General features: G+C 71.1%; 17 protein-coding genes and 2 tRNA genes. 16 read left to right on the forward strand and 3 right to left on the reverse strand.

Features of this window, described 5'->3' with window-relative positions; translation table 11 throughout:
• From AC3ENQ_RS06910 to AC3ENQ_RS06945, 8 genes are all read left to right on the forward strand, one after another.
• A tRNA-Thr gene (locus tag AC3ENQ_RS06910) sits at positions 1-72 on the forward strand.
• Positions 73-107: 35 nt separating this feature from the next.
• Positions 108-181: transfer RNA gene (locus AC3ENQ_RS06915), tRNA-Met, on the forward strand.
• Between the two features lie 246 nt (positions 182-427).
• The gene (locus AC3ENQ_RS06920) at positions 428-2,155 is read left to right on the forward strand and encodes an ABC transporter ATP-binding protein (protein ID WP_431803003.1); all 1,728 of its coding nucleotides are present in this window, start codon (positions 428-430) and stop codon (positions 2,153-2,155) included.
• The gene (locus AC3ENQ_RS06925; protein ID WP_431803005.1) at positions 2,152-4,206 is read left to right on the forward strand and encodes an ABC transporter ATP-binding protein; all 2,055 of its coding nucleotides are present in this window, start codon (positions 2,152-2,154) and stop codon (positions 4,204-4,206) included. The genes AC3ENQ_RS06920 and AC3ENQ_RS06925 overlap by 4 nt, the downstream gene beginning before the upstream one ends.
• Entirely contained in the window at positions 4,203-5,003 is an 801-nt protein-coding gene (locus AC3ENQ_RS06930) for a sulfite exporter TauE/SafE family protein (protein ID WP_431803007.1), read from the forward strand. The genes AC3ENQ_RS06925 and AC3ENQ_RS06930 overlap by 4 nt, the downstream gene beginning before the upstream one ends.
• Positions 5,004-5,074: 71 nt before the next feature.
• Positions 5,075-5,524, forward strand: coding sequence for a MaoC family dehydratase N-terminal domain-containing protein (locus AC3ENQ_RS06935; RefSeq protein ID WP_431803009.1), 450 nt, complete (start codon positions 5,075-5,077; stop codon positions 5,522-5,524).
• Complete coding sequence (locus AC3ENQ_RS06940; RefSeq protein WP_431803011.1) at positions 5,521-5,955, forward strand: MaoC/PaaZ C-terminal domain-containing protein; 435 nt, start codon at positions 5,521-5,523, stop codon at positions 5,953-5,955. The genes AC3ENQ_RS06935 and AC3ENQ_RS06940 overlap by 4 nt, the downstream gene beginning before the upstream one ends.
• A gap of 2 nt (positions 5,956-5,957) precedes the next feature.
• The gene (locus tag AC3ENQ_RS06945; RefSeq protein ID WP_431803013.1) at positions 5,958-7,103 is read left to right on the forward strand and encodes a UDP-N-acetylmuramate dehydrogenase; all 1,146 of its coding nucleotides are present in this window, start codon (positions 5,958-5,960) and stop codon (positions 7,101-7,103) included.
• A gap of 18 nt (positions 7,104-7,121) precedes the next feature.
• Here the strand turns inward: AC3ENQ_RS06945 and AC3ENQ_RS06950 are convergent, their stop codons facing one another.
• The 3 genes from AC3ENQ_RS06950 to aceB form a co-directional block, all read right to left on the reverse strand.
• Entirely contained in the window at positions 7,122-8,345 is a 1,224-nt protein-coding gene (locus tag AC3ENQ_RS06950; RefSeq protein WP_431803015.1) for a pyridoxal phosphate-dependent aminotransferase, read from the reverse strand.
• A 36-nt stretch (positions 8,346-8,381) separates the two neighbouring features.
• Positions 8,382-10,154, reverse strand: a complete 1,773-nt coding sequence (locus AC3ENQ_RS06955) for an alkaline phosphatase family protein (protein ID WP_431803017.1) — start codon at positions 10,152-10,154, stop codon at positions 8,382-8,384.
• Positions 10,155-10,334: 180 nt separating this feature from the next.
• Positions 10,335-11,978, reverse strand: a complete 1,644-nt coding sequence (gene aceB, locus AC3ENQ_RS06960; RefSeq protein WP_431803019.1) for a malate synthase A — start codon at positions 11,976-11,978, stop codon at positions 10,335-10,337.
• A 222-nt stretch (positions 11,979-12,200) separates the two neighbouring features.
• On the opposite strand from aceB, the gene pnuC reads away from it, so the two are divergent.
• The 8 genes from pnuC to AC3ENQ_RS07000 all read left to right on the forward strand — a co-directional run bounded on the left by pnuC (position 12,201) and on the right by AC3ENQ_RS07000 (position 21,733).
• Entirely contained in the window at positions 12,201-12,806 is a 606-nt protein-coding gene (gene pnuC / locus AC3ENQ_RS06965; protein ID WP_431803020.1) for a nicotinamide riboside transporter PnuC, read from the forward strand.
• Complete coding sequence (locus AC3ENQ_RS06970) at positions 12,799-13,920, forward strand: AAA family ATPase (protein ID WP_431803022.1); 1,122 nt, start codon at positions 12,799-12,801, stop codon at positions 13,918-13,920. The genes pnuC and AC3ENQ_RS06970 overlap by 8 nt, the downstream gene beginning before the upstream one ends.
• A 9-nt stretch (positions 13,921-13,929) precedes the next feature.
• The gene (locus tag AC3ENQ_RS06975) at positions 13,930-15,498 is read left to right on the forward strand and encodes an AAA family ATPase (protein ID WP_431803023.1); all 1,569 of its coding nucleotides are present in this window, start codon (positions 13,930-13,932) and stop codon (positions 15,496-15,498) included.
• A gap of 10 nt (positions 15,499-15,508) precedes the next feature.
• Positions 15,509-16,210: a potassium transporter Kef gene (locus AC3ENQ_RS06980; RefSeq protein WP_431803025.1), complete on the forward strand. Its 702-nt coding sequence runs from the start codon at positions 15,509-15,511 to the stop codon at positions 16,208-16,210.
• The gene (locus AC3ENQ_RS06985; RefSeq protein WP_431803026.1) at positions 16,207-18,111 is read left to right on the forward strand and encodes a VWA domain-containing protein; all 1,905 of its coding nucleotides are present in this window, start codon (positions 16,207-16,209) and stop codon (positions 18,109-18,111) included. The genes AC3ENQ_RS06980 and AC3ENQ_RS06985 overlap by 4 nt, the downstream gene beginning before the upstream one ends.
• Complete coding sequence (locus AC3ENQ_RS06990) at positions 18,104-18,739, forward strand: phosphohydrolase (protein ID WP_431803028.1); 636 nt, start codon at positions 18,104-18,106, stop codon at positions 18,737-18,739. The genes AC3ENQ_RS06985 and AC3ENQ_RS06990 overlap by 8 nt, the downstream gene beginning before the upstream one ends.
• A 5-nt stretch (positions 18,740-18,744) precedes the next feature.
• Positions 18,745-20,106 (forward strand): AMP-binding protein, encoded by a 1,362-nt coding sequence (locus AC3ENQ_RS06995; RefSeq protein ID WP_431803030.1) that lies wholly within the window; start codon positions 18,745-18,747, stop codon positions 20,104-20,106.
• A gap of 256 nt (positions 20,107-20,362) precedes the next feature.
• Positions 20,363-21,733, forward strand: coding sequence for a helix-turn-helix domain-containing protein (locus AC3ENQ_RS07000; protein WP_431803333.1), 1,371 nt, complete (start codon positions 20,363-20,365; stop codon positions 21,731-21,733).
• Positions 21,734-21,747: the final 14 nt, after the last annotated feature.

Consider the following 21,747-nt stretch of genomic DNA (forward strand, 5'->3'; position numbering starts at 1 on the left):
GCCCCGATAGCTCAGTGGCAGAGCACTTCCATGGTAAGGAAGGGGTCGTCAGTTCAATCCTGACTCGGGGCTCGCAGCATCCACATCTCGCCGTGTGGGTGCAGCGCGGCGGGGTAGCTCAGTTGGTGAGAGCGCACGACTCATAATCGTGAGGTCGCGGGTTCAAGCCCCGCTCCCGCTACAGATCCGAAGCCCCCGATTCGTCGGGGGCTTCCGCCATTGCGGCGCGCACTGTTGCGACGGCGGCGCCGTCCCTGCTACATCTAAGGTCATCGGCGTCGACCGGTCCGCCCGACACTGCGATGGGGGAGGGCGCCGCGCGACACGGCGCCGAAACCTCGATGTCGGCGCCCGGCGATAGCATGGACAGTCTTCTTCTCGTCGGTTCCGCCGCCGATACCCTCTCTCGCCGCATCGGAGATCTCGCATGCTCGGAAAGCTCCTGGTCCGGTACCTCCGGACCTACAGGTGGTGGCTCGCGGGGGTGCTCGTCTTCCAGTTCGCCTCGGCGATGGCATCCCTGTATCTCCCGCGCGTGAACGCCGACATCATCGACAAGGGCGTCGCGACGGGTGACACCGCCTACATCTGGTCGCGGGGTGTCTGGATGCTCGCGATCGCGCTCGGTCAGATCGTCGCCTCGATCATCGCGACCTACTTCGCCGCCCGGGCAGCGATGAGCGTCGGCCGCGACATCCGCCGCAACGTCTACGAGAAGGTCAGCGGATTCTCGGAGCGGGAGGTGTCGACCTTCGGCGCCGGCACGCTCATCACCCGCAACACGAACGACGTGCAGCAGGTGCAGATGCTCGCGATGATGGGCGCGACGATGCTCGTCACCGCGCCGCTCCTCGCGATCGGCGGCATCATCATGGCGATCCAGCAGGACGTCGGGCTGAGCTGGCTGATCGCGGTCGCCGTGCCGCTGCTGCTCGTCATCGCGGTCATCATCGTGAGCCAGATGGTGCCGCTGTTCCGGCAGTACCAGTCCAAGCTCGACGGCGTGAACCGCGTCATGCGCGAGCAGCTGACGGGCGTCCGGGTCGTCCGCGCGTTCGTCCGCGAGCGCATCGAAGAGGCGCGGTTCCGCGTCGCCAACACCGACATCATGGTCGTCGGCCGCAAGGTCGGGTCGCTCTTCGTCATCATGTTCCCGCTCGCGATGCTCGTGTTGAACCTCACGGTCGTGGGCGTCATCTGGTTCGGCGGCGTGCAGGTGGATGCCGGACACGTCCAGATCGGCACCCTCTTCGCCTTCATGCAGTACGTCGGTCAGATCCTCATGGGCGTGCTCATGGCGACGTTCATGACGATCATGATCCCGCGCGCGGCCGTCTCGGCCGATCGGATCGGCGAAGTGCTCGACTCGACCGATGCGCTCGAGCGGCCCGTGCACCCCGTCACCGACTTCCCGGCGCGCGGCTCGGTCGAATTCGACGACGTGTCATTCACCTACCCGGGCGCCGACGCCCCCGTCGTCGACGGCATCTCGTTCCGCGCCGCCCCCGGTGAGACCGTCGCGATCGTCGGGTCGACCGGGTCGGGCAAGACGACGCTCGTCTCGCTCATCCCGCGCCTGTTCGACGTCACCGGCGGCACGGTGCGCGTCGGCGGGGTGGACGTCCGCGAGGCCGACCTCGACCTCATGTGGAAGGGCATCGGCTACGTGCCGCAGAAGGCGTTCCTGTTCTCCGGCACGGTCGCCTCGAACCTCCGGTTCGGGCGTGAGGAGGCGACCGACGACGAACTGTGGAAGGCTCTCGAGATCGCGCAGGGCAAGGACTTCGTATCCGAGATGTCCGGCGGACTCGACGCGCGCATCTCGCAGGGCGGCACGAACGTGTCGGGCGGGCAGCGCCAGCGCCTCTCGATCGCGCGGGCGATCACCCACCGCCCCGACATCCTCGTCTTCGACGACTCGTTCTCGGCGCTCGACGTCGCGACCGACGCACGCCTGCGGCAGGCGCTCTGGCGAGAACTGCCGGAGGTGACGAAGATCGTCGTCGCCCAGCGCATCTCGACGATCACCGAGGCCGACCGGATCATCGTGCTCGACGCGGGCCGTATGGTCGGGTCCGGCACGCACGACGAGCTGCTCGCGTCGAACGCCACGTACCGTGAGATCGTCGAATCGCAGTTGGGAGTGGACGCATGAGCGCCCCCGACACGGCGGTCCTCTCCGAAGAGGAGCGCGAAGAGCTCGAGCTCGCCGAGCAGGCGCGGCTGAACTCCGGCGACTGGGACGCGGTCGCCCCCGGCAAGGCCGGCAACTTCGGTCAGAGCTTCGCCCGCATGATCGGGCTCCTCGGCCCCTACAAGTGGGTGTTCGCGCTCGTGTCCCTCCTCGGGGCGATCGGCGTCGTCCTCGCCGTCATCGCACCGAAGGTGCTCGGCGAGGCCACGAACGTCATCTTCGAGGGCGTCGTCTCGGCATCCCTCGCCGGACAGTTCCCCGCCGGCACCTCGCAGGAGGATGTCGTCGCCGCCCTCACCGCGGCGGGGCAGACCGACCTGGCGAACATGGTCGCCGCGATGGCGAACTTCCAGGTCGGCGCCGGCGTCGACTTCGAGCGCCTCAAGTGGGTGCTCGTCGCCGTCATGGCGATCTACATCGTCTCGTCGCTGCTCACCTGGATCCAGGGCTACGTCATCAACGTGATCATGGTGCGCACGATGTGGCGCCTGCGCGAAGACGTCGAGGCGAAGATCAACCGTCTGCCGCTGTCGTACTTCGACCGCGTGCAGCGGGGTGAGCTCATCTCGCGCGTGACGAACGACATCGACAACATCACCCAGACGATGCAGCAGTCGCTGTCGACGGCGTTGACGAACGTCCTGACGGTCGTCGGTGTGCTCATCATGATGTTCTCGATCTCGTGGCAGCTCGCGATCGTCGCGCTCATCGCGCTCCCGCTCATGGCGGTCGTGTTCGGTGTCATCGGCCCGAAGTCGCAGAAGGCGTTCACGATCCAGTGGCGGAAGGTCGGACGCCTCAACGCACGTGTCGAGGAGTCGTTCTCCGGCCACGCCCTGGTCCGGGTGTACGGGCGCGAGAAGGATGCGCGCGAGAAGTTCCAGGACGAGAACGAAGAGCTCTACCAGGCATCCTTCCGCGCGCAGTTCCTCTCCGGCCTCATGATGCCCGCGATGATGTTCATCGGTTCGCTCAGCTACGTCGGCATCGCCGTGCTCGGCGGGCTCATGGTCGCCTCGGGCCAACTGCGCCTGGGCGATGTGCAGGCGTTCATCCAGTACTCGCAGCAGTTCACGCAGCCGCTGTCGGAGCTCGGCGGCATGGCTGCCGTCGTCCAGTCGGGCACCGCCTCGGCCGAGCGCGTGTTCGAGCTCCTCGACGAAGACGAGCAGGAGCCGGATGCCGACGACGCCCCCGTTCTCGTCGACGGACCGGGCGTGATCGAGTTCGAGCACGTCGCGTTCAGCTACGCGCCCGACAAGCCGCTCATCCGCGACCTGTCGTTCCGGGTCGAGCCCGGTCAGACCGTCGCCATCGTGGGTCCCACGGGCGCCGGCAAGACGACGCTCGTGAACCTCCTCATGCGCTTCTACGAGCTGGACGGCGGGCGCATCCTCCTCGACGGGCAGGACATCGCGGCACTCACACGCGATGATGTGCGCTCACGCACCGGCATGGTGCTGCAGGACCCGTGGCTGTTCGCCGGATCGATCCGCGACAACATCCGCTACGGCAACGAGGCGGCCACCGACGACGAGATCGTCGCCGCCGCCGTCGCGACCCGCGTCGACCGCTTCGTGCACTCGCTGCCCGACGGCTACGACACGATCCTCGAGGAGGACGCCGCCAACGTCTCCGCCGGCGAGCGGCAGCTCATCACGATCGCCCGCGCGTTCGTCGCCCAGCCGAGCGTTCTCATCCTCGACGAGGCCACCAGCTCGGTCGACACCCGCACCGAGCTTCTCCTCCAGCACGCGATGGCGGCCCTGCGCGAAGGGCGCACGTCGTTCGTCATCGCGCACCGGCTCTCGACGATCCGCGACGCCGACCTCATCCTCGTCATGGAGCACGGCGACATCGTCGAGAAGGGCACGCACGACGAGCTCATCGCCGCCGAGGGCGCCTACTGGCGTCTGTACCGCGCGCAGTTCGAGCAGGCGGCCACCGCCGAGGAACCCGCACCCACCGAGCGCGACGCAGCCGCCTCGGACGAGAAGGAGGCCCGCGCGTGAGCGCTCCCGCCGTTCCCCGTCGCCGCGACGCGCGGTTCATCGTCTCCTGCATCGCGATCGGACTCGCCGCGGGGCTCCTCTCGGGCCTCTTCGGCGTCGGCGGCGGCACGGTCATCGTGCCGATGCTCGTGCTCCTCCTGCACTTCGACCAGCGACTCGCGGCCGGCACGTCCCTCGCGGCGATCGTCCCGACCGCGACGGTCGGCGTCATCTCCTACGCGGTCCACGGATCGGTCGCGTGGGTCGCGGCGATCATCCTCGCGGCGTTCGCCGTCATCGGCGCGCAGATCGGCACCTGGCTGCTGGCCCGACTGCCGCAGAACGCCGTGCGCTGGGGCTTCGTCGTCTTCCTCGTGTTCGTCATCGTCATGCTCTTCGTCGTCGTGCCCTCGCGCGACGCGGAACTCGTCCTCACATGGGGGGCGGGAGCGGCGCTCGCGCTGCTGGGGCTCATCACAGGGGTCCTCTCCGGCCTGCTCGGCGTCGGCGGCGGTGTCGTCGTCGTCCCGGCGCTCATGATCTTCTTCGGAACCAGCGATCTTGTGGCGAAGGGCACGTCGCTCCTGATGATGATCCCGACGGCGATCTCCGGCACGATCGGCAACCTCAAGCGCGGCAACGTCGACCTGCTCGCCGCCGTCGTGATCGGCCTCGCCGCCTGCACGACGACCGCGCTCGGTGCATGGTTCGCGACCCTGCTCGATCCTGCTGTGGCCAACATCCTGTTCGCCGTGTTCCTCACCTACATCGGCGTGCAGATGGCGCTCAAGGCGATCCGCACCCGCGGCAAGCGCTGACGCGCGGCAAGCGCTGAGGCGCGGCGACGGGCATCGGGGTCGCGCGGGAGGATCCTCGTTAGGATCGAGGGGTGTCCGTGAACCCTGAGTTGGTCGGCCGGCCGTTCCCGCCGACCGCGTCGTATCTCGTCGGGCGCGAGAAGGTGCGCGAGTTCGCGCGCGCCGTCTTCGCGACCGATCCGCAGCACTCCGACCCCGCCGCCGCACAGGCGCTCGGCTACGCCGACGTCGTCGCCCCGCCCACCTTCCCGATCGTGATCCAGGACCTGACGATGCAGCAGCTGCTCGCGACGCCCGACTCGGGCATCGCGCTCGAGCGCACCGTGCACGCCGAGCAGCGCTTCCGCTACTCGCGACCGATCGTCGCGGGCGACGAGCTCGTCGCGCAGCTGCAGATCACGAACATCCGCCCGTTCGGCAAGGGCGCGATGGTCACGAGCGAGTCGGAGATCACCGATGCCGCAGGCGCGCACGTCGTGACCGCCACCTCCGTCCTCCTCGTGGGAGGTGAGGTCGCGTGAGCGCCGCCCCGCAGATCCCCGCCGCCGCCGATCTCACGGTCGGTGACGTCGTCGCCGAGCGCACCGTGCACCTCACGCGCGATTCCCTCGTCCGGTACGCCGGGGCGTCCGGGGACTTCAACCCGATCCACTACCGCGACGACGTCGCCGCCGAGGTCGGGCTCCCCGGAGTCCTCGCGCACGGCATGCTGACCATGGGCCTCGCGGTCGAGACGATCGTCCCGTGGGTCGGTGATGTCGGCCGGATCCTCGAGTACGGCGTCCGCTTCACGCGCCCCGTCGTCGTCGACGCCGACACGGGCGCTGACCTCGCGATCGTCGCGAAGATCGCCGCCGTCGAGGACGGCGTCGCCCGCATCGATCTGACCGTCACGGCGGGAGACACCTCCGTCCTCGGCAAGGTCCAGGTGCGCGTGCACCTGGACGGCTGACCATGCCCGAGATCGACCCCGTCCCGCTCGCGCGACTCACGACCCTCCGCGCCGGCGGTACTCCCGAGCGCATGATCGAGGCGACGACCCGCGACGAGCTGGTCACGGCGCTGCAGGATGCCTGGGCCGCCGGCGACCCGTGGCTCGTCGTAGGCGGCGGCTCCAACCTCCTCGTCGGCGACGAGCCGCTGGAGGGCACGGTCGTCCTCGTCCGGACGCGCGGCATCGAGCGGCTCCCCACCGCCGCCGACGCCGCCCCCGGCACCGTCCGGCTGCGAGTCGAAGCGGGGCACGACTGGGACGACCTCGTCGCTCACACGGTCGACGCGGGACTCGCCGGCATCGAGGCGATGAGCGGCATCCCGGGTACGGCGGGCGCAGCCCCCATCCAGAACGTCGGCGCCTACGGGCAGGAGATCGTCGAGACGCTCGTCGAGGTGGAGCTCCTCGACGAGGCGACCGGCGAGGTCGAGACCGTCCCCGCCGCCGACCTCGAACTCGGCTTCCGCACGTCGGTCCTCAAGCAGCACTACGGGCACGGCGCGCGTCGCTCGGGCGTCATCGTCTCGATCACCCTCGAGCTCACCGAGGTCGGCGATGGGGCCTTCCCCGTGCGCGGCGCGCAGCTGCGGCAGGCGCTCGGGATGGCCCCCGACGACACCGCGACCCTCCGCGGCATCCGCGAGACCGTCCTCGCGACGCGGGCGCGAAAGGGCATGGTCCTCGACGACGCCGACCCCGACACGCACAGCGCCGGATCGTTCTTCCAGAACGCGATCGTGTCGGCATCCTTCGCCCGCACCCTCCCGTCCGAGTGCCCGCGGTGGCCGCTCGCGCCGGTCGTCGCGCCCGTGACGGTGATCCCGCTCGCGGCGTTCGACGGCGTCGTGGCGCCGCCGGTGTCTGTGCAGCCCGACGTGAAGGTGAGCGCCGCGTGGCTCATCGAGCACGCGGGCCTCGGCAAGGGGTTCCACCTGCCGCGCTCGCGCGCCGCGCTGTCGACGAAGCACGCCCTCGCCGTCACGAACCGCGGCGGGGCGACGGCGGCCGAGCTCGCCGAGCTCGCCCGCTACATCCAGCAGCGCGTGCAGTCGGAGTTCGGGCTCATCCTGCAGCCCGAACCCGTCCTCATCGGCGTCGAACTGTAGCGGCGGCGACGTGCGGCGTCAGGAGAACAGACGCTGCAGGCGCTGGATGCCTTCGACCAGCGCGTCCTCGCCGAGGGCGTAGGACAGACGCAGGTATCCCGACGGACCGAACGCCTCGCCGGGGACGACGGCCACCTCGGCCTCGTCGAGGATCAGGTCGGCGAGTTCGAGCGACGTCTCGATACGCTTCCCGTGCCACTCGCGTCCGAGCAGGCCTGTGACGTCGGGGTAGACGTAGAACGCGCCCTGCGGCACGGGCACCTGCACCCCGGGGATCTTCTGCAGCTCGGCGACGATCAGCTTGCGGCGCCGGTCGAACGCGACGCGCATCTCCTCGGCCTCGGTCTGCGGGCCGGTGAGGGCGGCGAGTGCCGCGCGCTGGGCGATGTTGTTGACGTTGGAGCTCAGGTGCGACTGCAGGTTCGCGGCGAGCTTGATCGCGTCAGCCGGGCCGACCATCCAGCCGACGCGCCAGCCCGTCATCGCGTAGGTCTTGGCGACGCCGTTGACGAGGATCGTCTGGCCGGCGAGCTCGGGGACCGCCTCGACGATCGACACGGCGCGGACCCCGTCGTAGACGAGGTTCTGGTAGATCTCGTCGGTGATGACCCAGATGCCGTGCGCGAGCGCCCACTCGCCGATCGCCGTGGTCTCCTCGGGGGTGTACACGGAGCCCGTGGGGTTCGAGGGCGACACGAAGACGAGCACCGTGGTCTTCTCGCTGCGCGCCGCCTCGAGCTGGTCGACCGTGACCTTGTAGTCCTGGTCGGCGCCGGCGAACACCTCGACGGGCACGCCGTCGGCGAGGGCGATCGCCTCGGGGTACGTCGTCCAGTACGGCGCGGGAAGGAGCACCTCGTCGCCGGGGTTCACGACCGTCTGGAACGCTTGGTAGACCGCCTGCTTGCCGCCGTTGGTGACGACGACCTGGCCCGCGGTGACCTCGAGCCCCGAGTCGCGCAGGGTCTTCGCCGCGACCGCCTCGCGCAGCACGGGCAGGCCCGCGGCGGGCGTGTAGCGGTAGTTCGCGGGGTCGCGGAGGGCCTCGGCGGCAGCCTCGACGATGAACGCGGGCGTCGCGAAGTCGGGCTCGCCCGCGGCGTAGGAGATCACGGGGCGACCGGCCGCCTGAAGAGCCTTCGCCTTGGCATCGACCTTGAGCGTCGCCGACTCGGCGATGGCGGAGAGCTTGCGGGAGAGGGGAGCGCGCTCGGCGGGGGCCGAGCCAGTCGTTTCGGTCACGCTCTCAGCGTAGTCTCGCGGCGGTCGCGCTGCCGCTCAGGATGCCGCAGCCGCGGCATCCGTCGTGCCGAACAGGCCCTGGCCGTGCTTCTGCAGCGCGTCGTACGCCTCGCCGTAGGTCGCGGGCACGGGCGTGCCGGGGTCTTCGCGCTCCAGCAGCAGCCCGAGCAGCCCGCGCGCGGGCGAGGTGAGCGGTCGGGCGCGGTGCGCGTCGACCGTGTCCTCCGAGACGGCTTCGGGGTTCGGCGGGGACCACAGTGCGGTCGGGGTCGGCCACGCGTCGGGCTGGCGTGGCCGCGGAGCGGTGAGGGCGTTGTGGATCGTGGGGGCTCCGTCGTCGCGGGCCGTGAGCGGCGCGAGGCCGTGCTGGCGCGACAGCGTCGCGACGAGCGAGCCGTGGTGCATCTCGTCGCGGACGATCGTTCCCGGCGCGGCGTGGGCGCTGACGACGATCGCGGGGACGCGCAGGCCCAGCCGGTCGAACGTGAAACCCATCTCCCCGGGCCCCGCATCGTCGGGCGGTGTCGCGGCGGGAGGGGCGACGTGGTCGAACAGGCCGCCGTGCTCGTCGAACGTGACGACGAGCGCGGTGTTCAGGGCGTGCGAACCCGAGGCCGTCGCGCTCGTGCGGACCGCATCGTAGACGTCCTGCAGCAGCTTGTCGCCCGCGCGCACGTCGGATACCGCGCTGTCGTCCACCCGGATCGTCGTCCCGTCGTCGAGGGTCAGAGTGCCCTCGCGCAGCTCGCCCCACGGCGGATGCATGTCGTTGTGGTTGAAGATCATCCGCGGCTCGATGAAGGCGTAGGCCGGGAGGTTTCCCGCTGCGGCATCCGCGTAGAACTGCGTCATGTCGCGGAAGTTCGTCTTCCAGTACTTCTCCAGCGCCGGCGCATGGATGAACCCGGTCAGCGAGACGAGTTGCGTCGGATCGTAATACACCCGCCACGACAGGTCGGCTTCTTCGAGTCGGTCGAAGACGGTGGGGGATGCCGGAGCGTTCAGCCACTTCTCGTACGAGCCGTCGGCGTGATTGACGACGAACCCGTGCGACGTCGACGCGTGGAAGAACGACCGGTTGCAGTAGGTCTGGGAGGGGGCGGCCGCGAACCAGTGGTCGTAGACGGCGAACTCACGGGCGAGTGTCGAGAGGACGGGCATCATGTCGGGGGAGAACCCGCCCATCGCCTTGCGGTACTCATCGGGCGCGGGTTCGCGCCGCGTCGAGTTGCGGAAGTTGATGATGTAGTCGTGCACGAACCCGCCGTTGTCGGGCTGCTGTCCCTGCGGCGGGGCGTTGACGGGCGGGGCGACGGTGCCGAACAGCTGCGTGTTGACGTGCGGGTAGGTCTCGCCCGGGTCGGGCTGCGGCTGCTGCATGATCGAGTCGGTCGGCCCGGTGTACACATGCGCGGGAATGCGCTCGCCGTTCGGTGCGACGTTGGCGTAATCGCCCTGCAGGAGGCCGTCGAACTCATCGCGCGTCTTCTCGTCCGCGGTGTAGAGCCGCCCCAGCATGTTGTCGAAGCTGCGGTTTTCGAACATGAGCACGACGAGGTGGTCGAAGGCCGCGTCGGCGCGCTGCGGGAGCGGTGTGAAGGTGGGCGAGACGGACGCCGCGCGGTGCTGCGACGCCGCGATGCCCCACCCGGCCCCGCCCGCGACTGCGAGACCGGCGACCCCCGCGAGGCCGATGCCCGTCCGCCGCAGGAAGTCGCGCCGGCTCGTCCCCTCGTCGGGCTTCGTGCCCTCGTCGGCCTTCGTGCCCGCTGGCGTCGTGTCGCCGGGCTCCCCGTCATCCGCGGTCATCGTCGCAATCTAGGGGCGCGATCGCCGCGTGAGGCGCACAACGGGCACGATCCGCGCCCTCCGGGGCGCGAGGCGACGGAAGCTGCCCGCAACGCGCTGCGAGCCGACACGACGAAGGGGGTCGGATGCCAGGCATCCGACCCCCTTCGTCAGCGGCGCGACGAGCGCGCGCTGCGGGACTCAGCCCTCCAGGTACTCCGCGTACGCCGACAGGGTCAGGAACGTCGGGAAGTCCTCGCCGAGCGCGACGTCCTCGAAGATCTTCGCGGCGTCGTCGAACCGGTCGCCCTCGAAGCGCGTGACCTCCTCGAGCACCTGCGTGATGAGCTTCTCGATGTAGGCGCGGGTGATCTTCGTGCCGTCGGCCGTGGAACGGTCCTGGTGGATCCACTGCCAGATCTGCGAGCGCGAGATCTCGGCGGTCGCGGCGTCCTCCATGAGGTTGTCGATCGCGACGGCGCCCAGGCCCCGCAGCCACGCCTCGATGTAGCGGATCGCCACCGACACGTTCGCGTAGACGCCGTCCGCCGTGATCGGCAGTCCGATGTGCACGTCGATCAGCTGGGACGCCTCCACGTGCACCTCGGGACGCTGACGGTCGACCTGGTTCGGCTTGTCGCCGAGCACCGCGTCGAACTCCGCGCGGGCGACGGGGATCAGGTCGGGGTGGGCCACCCACGTGCCGTCGAAGCCGTCGCCCGCCTCGCGCTTCTTGTCGGCCGACACCTTCTCGAACGCCTGCTGGGTCACCTCGGGGTCGCGGCGGTTCGGGATGAACGCGCTCATGCCGCCGATGGCGAAGGCGCCGCGCTTGTGGCACGTCTGCACGAGCAGCTCGGTGTAGGCCCGCATGAACGGCACCGTCATCGTCACCTGGCTGCGGTCGGGCAGCACGAACCGGGCGCCGCGGCCACGGTAGTTCTTGATCACCGAGAAGATGTAGTCCCAGCGGCCCGCGTTCAGGCCCGCGACGTGGTCGCGCAGCTCGAAGAGGATCTCCTCCATCTCGAACGCGGCCGGCAGCGTCTCGATCAGCACGGTCGCACGGATCGTGCCGTGCGGGATGCCGACGTACTGCTCGCTGAACGTGAACACGTCATCCCACAGCCGCGCCTCTTCGGACGACTCGATCTTCGGCAGGTAGAAGTACGGGCCGACGCCGTTCTCGATGAGCTGCTTCGCGTTGTGGAAGAAGTAGAGGCCGAAGTCGACGAGCGAGCCCGACGCGGCGAGCTGACGGCCCGCGCGGTCGGTGAACTGCACGTGCTTCTCGGTGAGGTGCCAGCCGCGGGGGCGCATCACGATCGTGGGCGTCTCCTGCGCCGTGACCTCGTACACCTTGCCCTCGGGCGACGTGTAGCTCAGCTGCCCGCGGATCGCGTCGAACAGCGACAGCTGACCCTCGATCACGTTCTTCCAGGTGGGGCTCGTGGCGTCCTCCTGGTCGGCGAGCCACACCTTCGCGCCCGAGTTCAGGGCGTTGATCGTCATCTTCGGATCGGTGGGCCCGGTGATCTCGACGCGGCGGTCCTCGAGGCCGGGGCCGGCGCCGGCGACCTGCCACTCGGCATCCTCGCGGATGTGCGCCGTGTCGGAGCGGAACTGCGGGTCGTGGCCGTTGCCGATCTCGAAGCGGCGACGCATGCGGTCGGCGAGGCGGTCGTGGCGACGGCCGGCGAAGCGGGCGTGCAGCTCTGCGAGGAACGCGATCGCGTCGGGCGTGAGGATCTCGTCGTACCGCTCGCGCATAGGGCCGGTGACGACGATAGCCGCCGTCGGGATGGGCCCGGTCGTCGGGCGGGAGGTCGTGGCGGTGGTGGTCATGGCCCTGGCTTTCTGTGCGAGTCGGTCGCGGATGCCTCGGAGAGGTGATCCGTACGGCGGGTGCCGTGAGACCACTCTGGGTGAAGAATCGGCGGCAGACTGACCAAATCGCGTGTGAAGTTCTCTCGATCTTCACGGATTGTGATCCGACGCCGGACATGACGCGACGCGAATCCGCGCCGGGTTCGCCGTGCCCGGCCCCGGCCTGCCTAGGCTGAACCGGTGATCGACTGGATTCTTCAGGAGTGGATGCAGATCCTCGGTTTCGCGACGGGCGCCGCATGCGTGTTCCTCGCCGCGCGGCGGAACGTGTGGACCTACCCCCTCGGCATCGCGAACAACCTCGTCTTCCTCGCGGTGTTCGTGCCGGCGGGTCTCTACGCGGCGGCGGGGCTGCAGGTCGTCTATCTCGTCCTCGGCATCCACGGCTGGATCCACTGGACGCGCGGTGTCGAGCAGGACCGCGAGTACATCGCCCGCACACCGCGCCGGGCGGTCTTCCCCCTCATCGCCGCGGGCCTCGCGGGCGCCGCCGTGCTGACGTGGGTCCTCAGCACCTTCACCGATTCGCAGGTCGCCCTCGCCGACGCGGCGACGACCTCGGCGAGCCTCGTCGCGCAGTACATGCTCAACCGCAAGTGGATCGAGAACTGGTTCGTGTGGATCGGCGTCGACATCGCGTTCGTTGCCCTATCGATCGCGACCGGGCTCTGGATCGTCGCGGCCCTCTACGCCCTGTTCATCGTGCTGTGCGTGTACGGATACCGCGGCTGGCGCGCCACGGCGCGGGCGACGGCGGTCGAGGCGGAGACGCCGGCGCATGCCTGAGCGCCGTTTCGCGCACGGCCTCGTCGTCGGCAAGTTCTATCCGCTGCACGTCGGTCACTCCCACCTCATCCGGAGCGCCGTCCGCGCGTGCGACCGGGTGACGGTCGAGGTCATCGCGTCGTCCGTCGAGACCATCCCGCTCGAGCGGCGTGCCGCGTGGCTGCGCGAAGAGCACCCGACGGTGCGCGTGGTGACGGCGCTCGACGACACCCCCGTCGACTTCGATTCGCCCGACGCGTGGGAGGCGCACACCGCCTTCATCGCGGGGCTCCTCCCGGAGCCGGCCGACGCCGTCTTCACCTCCGACCCGTACGGCGACGAGCTCGCCCGCCGTCTCGGTGCGGCGTGGGTGCAGGTGGATGCCGGTCGCGCGGTCAACCCCGTCTCCGGTACGCGCATCCGCGGCGACCTCGCCGCTCACTGGCATGAACTCGCCCCGGCTGTGCGCGCCGACCTCGCGACCCGCGTCGTGGTGCTCGGCGCCGAGTCGACCGGGTCGACGACGCTCGCCGAAGACCTCGCGGCGGCTCTCGGCACGCTGTGGGTGCCCGAGTACGGGCGCGAGCTCACCCTGACACGAGAGGGCGGGCTGGATGCCCCGTGGCGCAGCGACGAGTTCGAGCTGTGCGTCGACCGCCAGATCGTCCTCGAGGACGACGCGCTCCGCCGCATCCCGGTGCCGGTGCTCGTGTGCGACACCGACGTCCTCGCGACGGCGCTCTGGCACGAGCGCTACGTCGGCACGGCCGCTCCCGGCATCCTCGCCCGCGCGGCGACGCACCGGCCCGACCTGTATCTGCTCACCGGCGACGAGATCCCGTTCGTGCAGGACGGACTGCGCGACGGCGAGCATATCCGCCATGCGATGCAGGAGCGCTTCCGGGAGGTGCTGGCCGCGCAGAGCGTGCCGTGGGTCGAGCTGCACGGCGACCGTGCCGCCCGGGTCGAGGCCGCCCTCCCGCTCGTGCGGCGCGCGATGGCGGCGCGGGCCGCCTTCGCGCCGCCCCTCGAAGGAGACGCGGACGACGTGCAGCGTGCTCGGGCACGGGCGGCGCGCGAGGGGGCGGCGCGCGCGACGTCGTCGCGGGATCAGCCGGCGCCGCACGCCCCCTAGGCTCGACGCATGTCCGATCGCTGGCGCAAGGTCTCGGTGTCGCCCACGTCGTCCGCCCACCTCGACGGCCCGGAGCGGCTGACGACCGACGACCTGTTCGCGGCGCCGGGCGCCCCCGAGGTCCCGCTCGACGAGAAGCTCCGCCAGGCCTACTACTGGATCGTCAATCGGGCGGTCATCTCGCCCTACTACGACCTCGAGTTCTCCGCCCGGCGCCCGCAGACCTTCACGCTCGGCGACGCCTCGGCCTCCCTCACGCTGCCCACCGACGCGTCGTTCTCGTCGAACGTCCTGGTGCCGCTGCTGACGTTCGCCGTCGGCGGCAAGTGCCTCATGATCGGCGGGCCCGGGCGCGGGAAGACCACGGTCGCCGTCCTCATGGGCGTTCTCGCCGGATCGAGCGCCGACGACGTGCGCCGGAGCGTGCAGCAGGGGCAGCCGCAGCTCACGGTCAGCGACCTCGTCGGCATCCCGCTGCCGCGCGACCTCGTCAACGCCGCGAGCCTCGCCGAGATCTCGATCGCCTGGCGGCAGTGGCTGACGCGTCCCGTGAAGATCGTCGACGAGTACAACCGCATTCCGACGAAGACCCAATCGGCCCTGCTCACGATGGTCGCCGAAGGCTACGTCGAGAGCCACGACCAGATGCACAAGACCAACCCCGACCGGGGCGTCGAGAGCTGGTTCTTCACGGCGAACGACGATGCGGGCGGGGGGACGTTCCCCGTCATCCAGGCCCTGCGCGACCGCATGGACGTCACGGTGCAGGCGGCGGGCTTCAACAGCCGCTTCCTCGACGAACTGGTCACCCGCGTCGAGGCGGGCGAGAAGCCCGAAGAGCACGTGCCGGCCGAGCTCGTCTTCACGGCCGACGAGCAGAACGCGATCCGCGCCGCGATCCGGGCCGTGCCCGTGCCGCCCGCGGTCCGCCGGCGCCTGGAGTTCTTCCTCAGCCACTTCGAGTTCGTCCAGCACGGCGGGCGGCGGTTCGAGTACCGCACGAAGGACACGGTGACGACATCCGGCGGCCGGGTCGCCGAGGTGATCGAGGAGAATTCCGGCGCCGATCTCGTCGCCGATCTCGGCGCGCAGACCCTCAACGGCCTCTCGGTACGTGCGCTGCAGACGCTCGTCCTGTATGCGAAGGCGATGGCCTGGTTCCGGGGCGCCTCCGAGGTCACCGTCGCCGACGTCGCCGCGATGCTCCCGTTCGTCCTTCGAGGCAAGCTGCTGCCGAACCTCTCGCACCCCCGCTTCGAGGTCGGCTCAGAGCATGAGCTCGCCAGCGACGTCGTCAGCTGGCTGCAGGATGTCTTCGCGCAGTCGTGCGCCCAGTACGACGCCCTCGGGCGGGACGAGGACGATCCCGTCCGCGCGCTGCTCACCCAGTTCGAAGCGGGCCTGGATGGACTGTCGACGGTGGAGGTCTCGCGCCGCCTCACCAAGATCGAGTCGCGCGTGCGCGCGATCGCCGCGACGCGGAAGCTCTACGGGCGCGACTTCGACGATCTCACCGCGCTGAAGTACCTGCATCAGCGGTACACCGCGTACGCGCAGTGGCTCGCGGAGCGCCGATGATGGTGCGCCGATGATCCGGATGCCGCTGCAGCTCGCCGACCGGGAGGAGCGGCCGGGGGCGTCGGCCCTGCCGCCCGGCACGGTGGTCGACCTCGAGCTCGCGCGCGAGAACGTGGCGCGCCTCGGCGGCGACGCGGCGCGCTTCACCGCGCGCTGCGCCGCCGTCGACGCCGCCGTTGGTGATGGTCCCTTCTCTGGTGACCCCGAGACCGCCCGTGCCCTCGTGACCCTCGCGGCGTGGCGCGCGGGCCTCGTCGCGATGCGCGACGAGGCCCTCCGGCATCTCGAGACCCTCCGCCGCCGCGGCGACGCGGAGCGCGCCGCCGCCGCGGCTGCCCTCGGGCTCGAGGTCGCGCAGCTCGACGTCTTCGCGGAGCGGCAGGCATCCGATCGCTTCTTCTGGCCGGGGCGCGACGCGGCGAACGGCTTCGTGTGCGCCGTCGGCGGCTTCGCGGGGTTCGGCGGCGCGTGGACCGGCATCCCCGACGCGTGGCGCGCTCTGCCCGACGTCCCCGACGGCGGGGCGTTCGCGATCCACGCGGACGATCACTGGTGGCGTCTCGACGCCGACGCGTGGGGCGCGTACCTCACCCGGCTGCCGGACGGCGCCGAACCGCCCCGTGTGCCGCGCGGTCCGGGCGCGGTCCGGGGTGGTGTCGTGCTCCTGCCGGATTCGTATCTGGCGTGGATCCGCGTCGGGGACGACGCATGAGCGAGCACCGCGCCCGCCCCGACGGCGCGCTCGAGGGTGCACACGAGCGCGCGCTCGACGGCGACCTGCGCCGCGCGTGGGAGGACGCCCTCGCGCTGTGGAGCGTCCGCATGCACGATGCGCGCATCCTGCCCGGGGAGGGCGCGCGCGTCGGCGCGCCGGCCTGGTTCAGCTTTCCGCCCGAGATCGCGGTCGACCCCGAGTACGTCGCGCACGTGGGCGGAGCCGGGGAGTTCGAGAGCGTCTTCGCGCACGAGATCGGGCACCACGTGCTCGCTCCGAGCACGCGCATCGACGCGCTCAAGATCCGGCATCAGCTCGCGCGCGCGCTCGTCGACGCGGGGCGCATGCGCGTCCGTGACGACGAGGTGGCACTGCTGTCGAACCTCTGGACCGATCTGCTCGTCAACACCCGCGTCGCGAACCTCCAGCGGCGCCGCGACGGGGCGGGGGAGCCCGGCATCGTGCGCGTGTCGCGCGCGCTCTACCGCTCAGGGCATGACACCACCGACCGGCTCTGGTGGCTGTACCTGCGCGCGTACGAGAGGCTGTGGCACCTTCCGCCGGGAGAGCTCGTCGCCCCCGAACCTCCCGCGCCGCCCGCGCCCGCGCCGCGTGCCGACACCGACGACATGGTGGATCCCGCGAGGGAGCCCGCGCGCCTGCGCGGCAAGGCGCGGGCCCTGCAGGCCGCCCAGCGTGCACGGCGAGAGGCGGAGGAGCGTCTCGCCGCGATCACGCGCACGCACCCCGAGGCGGATGCCGACTCGGTCGCACGCCTCGTGCGCGCCTTCGCGAGTGACCCCGTCTCGGGAGCGTTGCGGTTCGGACTGATCGCCGCACCCTACCTCGTCGACAATCCTGCGCGGGAGGACGAGGGCGGGTCCGCCGGCGGCGGGCCCGACGGTGGGGCTGCTGCAGGCTGCGCCGCCGACACGGCGCCCGCCACCGACGCGGAGATCGGTCAGGTGCTCTCCGACCCTCGCGTGAACGGAGCGGCGGCGAGCGCGGCGGGCGCCGATACCTCCGAGGGCTCCGACGGTGCCGACGGTGCCGACGCTGCGAGCGGCCAGGCACTCGAACTCGCCCACACCCTCGAGCTGTACGGCGACTCCGACGCGGCGGCCGTGATGGCGGCGTGGTACCGCTCGCAGGCGCGGCGGTGGGTGCGCCCGTACACGCATCGCGCCCCGGCGCTCCCGGCGAGCGACCTTCCCGGGCCGATCGCGACGTGGGAGACGGGCGACGACCTCGCCGACATCGACTGGTCGGCGACGTTCCAGAGCGGACCGGTCGTCGTGCCGGGCGTCACGACGCGGCGCCGCACCGTGCTCGACGACGAACCGCTCCCCGCCGAGACCGGCCTCGACCTCGACCTGTACATCGATTCCTCGGGCTCGATGGCCTCGCCCGAGAGCGGATCGCCGGCCGTGCTCGCGGGGACGATCCTCGTGATGTCGGTGCTCCGCGGCGGAGGGCGCGCACGCGTCACGAGCTTCTCGGGCGGCGGGCAGGTCGCGGGCGGCGACCGGTTCTCCCGCGACGAAACCGCGCTGCTGGGCGATCTCGCCTTCTTCTTCGGCGCGGGCACGTCGTTCCCCCTCGATCTGCTCGAGCGGCGCTATTCGCCGCTGCCCGCTCCCGACGACGGGGACCGCCGCCACCTCGTCGTGCTCTCGGACGACGGTCTCACCTCGCTCTTCGGCGACGGCAACCAGCCGTACGCGCACGTGGCGGCGCAGACACGCGCGAAGCTGACGACGGCGACCCTCGTGGTGGCCGCGGGCACCGAGGCGCTCACGCCGCTCGCCGCGGCTGCCGGGTACGACATCATCCCGATCGCGTCGATGGACGATGCGCCCGCGGTGTGCGCGAGACTGGCCGAGGTGCTGCATGGATGACGTCGTGGATGAGATCGACCCGAGGCTGGCCGCGTGGATCGACGCGACCCCCGCCGAGGACCTCCAGTGGGGCGTTCTGCACGCGGGCCCGGCGGTGGATGCCGTCGCGGCGCGCCTCGCGAGCGTCCCCCGCGCCTTCCTCGACGAGGGCGTCTCCCTCGTCGCTCTCGCCTCCGATGCGGGTCTGGCGGGGCTTCTCGCGGTGCGGTTCGCCGCCGACGAGCGCGTGCGCCGCGGGGCGGCGATCGGCATCTGGCTGCACGCCAGCGAGGAGCTCGTCGAACCCTTCTCCCCGCCGCTCACCCGGGACGGCACGCCCTCACCCGTCGACCTCCGCGGCGTCGACGCGCTCGCACTCCGGCTCGCCCCCGTCGTCGACCCGCTCGACTGGTTGTCGGACGACGAGCGGCGCGCCGAGGCATCCCGCCTCTTCCTCCTCTGGTCGGGCCTTCTCCCCGCGGGGGAGGACGCGCAGACCGCCCGCGCGCAGTGGGACGAACGCGACTCGCTGCGCCGCAATGCCGCGCTCGCCGAGGCCTTCGCCGAGCAGCGTCATCGCGCCGAGGTGGCCCGCGCGCTCGCCGCCGCCCGCGCGCGGGAAGCGGCGGCGCGGTACTCCAGTGAGTGATCCCAGTGAGTGATCCCGACGCCCTCGATCCGCTCGCGATCGGCGAATACCGCCCGTTCTCCGCGGCGGTGCTCGACGACGCCGAGAGGTGGCCGACGCTCGACGCCGACGGCGCCGCACGCCTCGCCCGGTGGCGCGACCACCCCGCCGGCCCCGCGTGGACCCACGCGACCGGCGACCGGCTGACGCCGGAGATGATCGCGCGCTCGCGCGACCCGTTGCCGGTGCAGGGGTGGCTCGATGAGCACCTCGACACGGCGCGGCGCCTGCCGTTCTACCGGCGGATGCCGGGACTCGAGCGGCTCGAGGACTTCCCGCTCATCTCTCGCGCCGACCTCGTCGCCGACATCGCCGCCTTCGTCCCGCGCGACGCCGACCTCGCGCGCGTCCTGCACGGCACGAGCTCGGGGTCGACCGGTGCGGCGCTCGTGATCCCCGACGACGTCGAGGAGGTCGCCCGGACGTTCCACCTGCTCGTGCGGCTCGCGGCCTCGGCGGGCGTCGACTGGCGGCCCGACGGCGAACGGCTCGCCCTCGCGCAGGTCGTGCACCAGCGGCAGGCGTTCTCGTACGTCTCCCTCGTCAGCGGGTTCGAGCTGCGCGCCATGACGCGTGTCAACCTGCACCCCGCGTCGTGGCGGCACCCGGGTGATCGCGCCGCGTTCCTCGCCGACGCCGATCCGCAGGTGCTCACGGGCAGTCCCGCGAGCCTCGCCGAGCTGGTGCCCCTGGCCGACGTGCTGCGCCCCCTCGCGGTGTTCTCCGGCGCGACGGCGCTGTCGGTGCCGCTCCGGCGCGACCTGGAGGGCGCGTTCGCGTGCCCGGTCTTCGACGTGTACGGGCTGCACGAGACGCGTCCGATCGCGGTCGCGACCGACACCGGTCCCCACCGCGTGCTGGGTCGGCGTGTGCTGGTCGAGGTCGTCGCGCCCGACGGCGCGCCGGTGGGATACGGGGAGCGCGGCGAGATCGTCGTCACGGCGGGCGAGAACCCGCTGCTGCCGCTCGTGCGCTATCGCACCGGCGACGTCGGGCGCCTCGTGCGTCTCGCGGGCGGCGCCCTCGCGATCGCCGACCTCGAGGGCCGCGAAGACACCCGCTTCGTCACCGCAGGCGGCACCGCCGTCGCGTGTGTCGAACTGACCCAGCAGCTCCAGGCGCACGGTGCCCGCGGGTGGAGTGTGGTGCAGGCGGTCGACGGCTCGGTCGACGTGCGGATCGCGGGCGGAGACGCCGGCGCGATCACGCGGGCGCTGACGGCGCTCCTCGGGCAACCGGTCGCGGTCCGCGACGTCCGGACGCTCGCGGCTCTCGGTGAGGGGAAGCCCCGTCGGTACGTCAGTCACGCAGTGCCCGGGCCGGAGTGATCGACCGGTCGAGCGCGCTTTCTGTGAAGATTTCGGGCGTTGATGCCCGGATGCCGTGAAAAGTCACCCGAACTTCACGATCTGTGACAGACTCGCCCGCATGACCCTCACCCCTCCCGCTGCCCGCATCGACGCGCGCACGGACGGCCGCTTCGATGCCCGCGCGGACAGCCGCCTCGAGCGCGACGACGAGCCGGCCGACGCCGACGCGCTGACGATCGGCCGGCGCATCCGCCAGCTCCGCACGGCGCAGGGCATGACTCTCGACGAACTCGCCGCCGCGGTCGAGCGCGCCCCCAGCCAGCTCTCCATGATCGAGACGGGAAAGCGCGAGCCGAAGCTCACGCTCCTGCGCACGATCGCGAAGGCGCTCGGTGCGACCGTCGACCAGCTGCTCGAAGCCGAGACGCTCGACGAGCGCGCGACCCTCGAGATCGCGCTCGAGCGGGCCATGAAGGGACAGACGTTCCGCGCGCTCGGCATCGAACCGTTCCGCATCGGGCGGAGCGTGCCCGACGACGTGCTACGCGCGATGCTCGCCCTGCAGGGCGAGATCGAACGCCTCGGCGACGAGCGCTCCGCGACCCCCGAAGAGGCGCGGAGGGCCAACGTCGAGCTCCGCCACCTCATGCGCCGTCAGGACAACTACTTCCCCGAGCTCGAAGAGCACGCCCGCGCGATCCTCACCGCCGTCGACCACCCGGGCGGCCCGCTGACCCAGCGCACGGCATCCGACATCGCGGCGCACCTGGGGTTCTCGCTGCACTACGTGTCCGACCTCCCTGCCTCGACCCGCTCGGTCGCCGACCTTCGCCATGGGCGGCTCTACCTCTCGAACGCGGTGCCCGGCAAAGGTGCGCGGACGGCCGTGCTGCAGGCGCTCGCGAGCCGCATCCTCGGGCACTCTGAGCCGCGCTCGTACGCCGACTTCCTCCGCCAGCGCGTCGAGACCAACTACCTCGTCGGCGCCCTCATGATCCCCGAGGAGCACGCGGTGCCGGTGCTCCTCGAGGCCAAGGCGAAGCGCGCCCTGTCGATCGAAGACCTCCGTGACGCGTACTCGGTGTCGTACGAGACCGCCGCGCACCGTTTCACGAACCTCGCGACGCGCCACCTCGACATCCCCGTGCACTTCCTCAAGGTGCACGAGTCGGGCACCATCACGAAGGCGTACGAGAACGACGACGTCAACTTCCCCTCCGACCGTCTCGGGTCGATCGAGGGACAGATGTGCTGCCGCAAGTGGACGAGCCGGGTCGTCTTCGACATCCCCGACAAGTTCAACCCCTACTTCCAGTACACCGACACCGGGAACGGCACCTACTGGTGCACGGCGCGCGTCGAGGCATCCAGCGAGGGGGAGCACTCCGTGAGCGTCGGGGTGCGCTTCGACGACACGAAGTGGTTCGTCGGCCGCGAGACCACCAACCGCGGGGTGTCGCGGCACTCCGTCGAGGTGTGCTGCCGCCGCGCTCCGGCAGAACTCGAGACGCAGTGGCGCGACCAGGCCTGGCCGAACGTGCGGACCCCGCGCACGCTCCTCGCGACGCTTCCGACCGGCGCGTTCCCGGGCGTCGACACGACCGACCTGTACGAGTTTCTCGACCATCACGCGCCGCTCGCCTGAGCGCCGCGCGCCGT

This window comes from Microbacterium sp. bgisy203 (assembly GCF_057706945.1).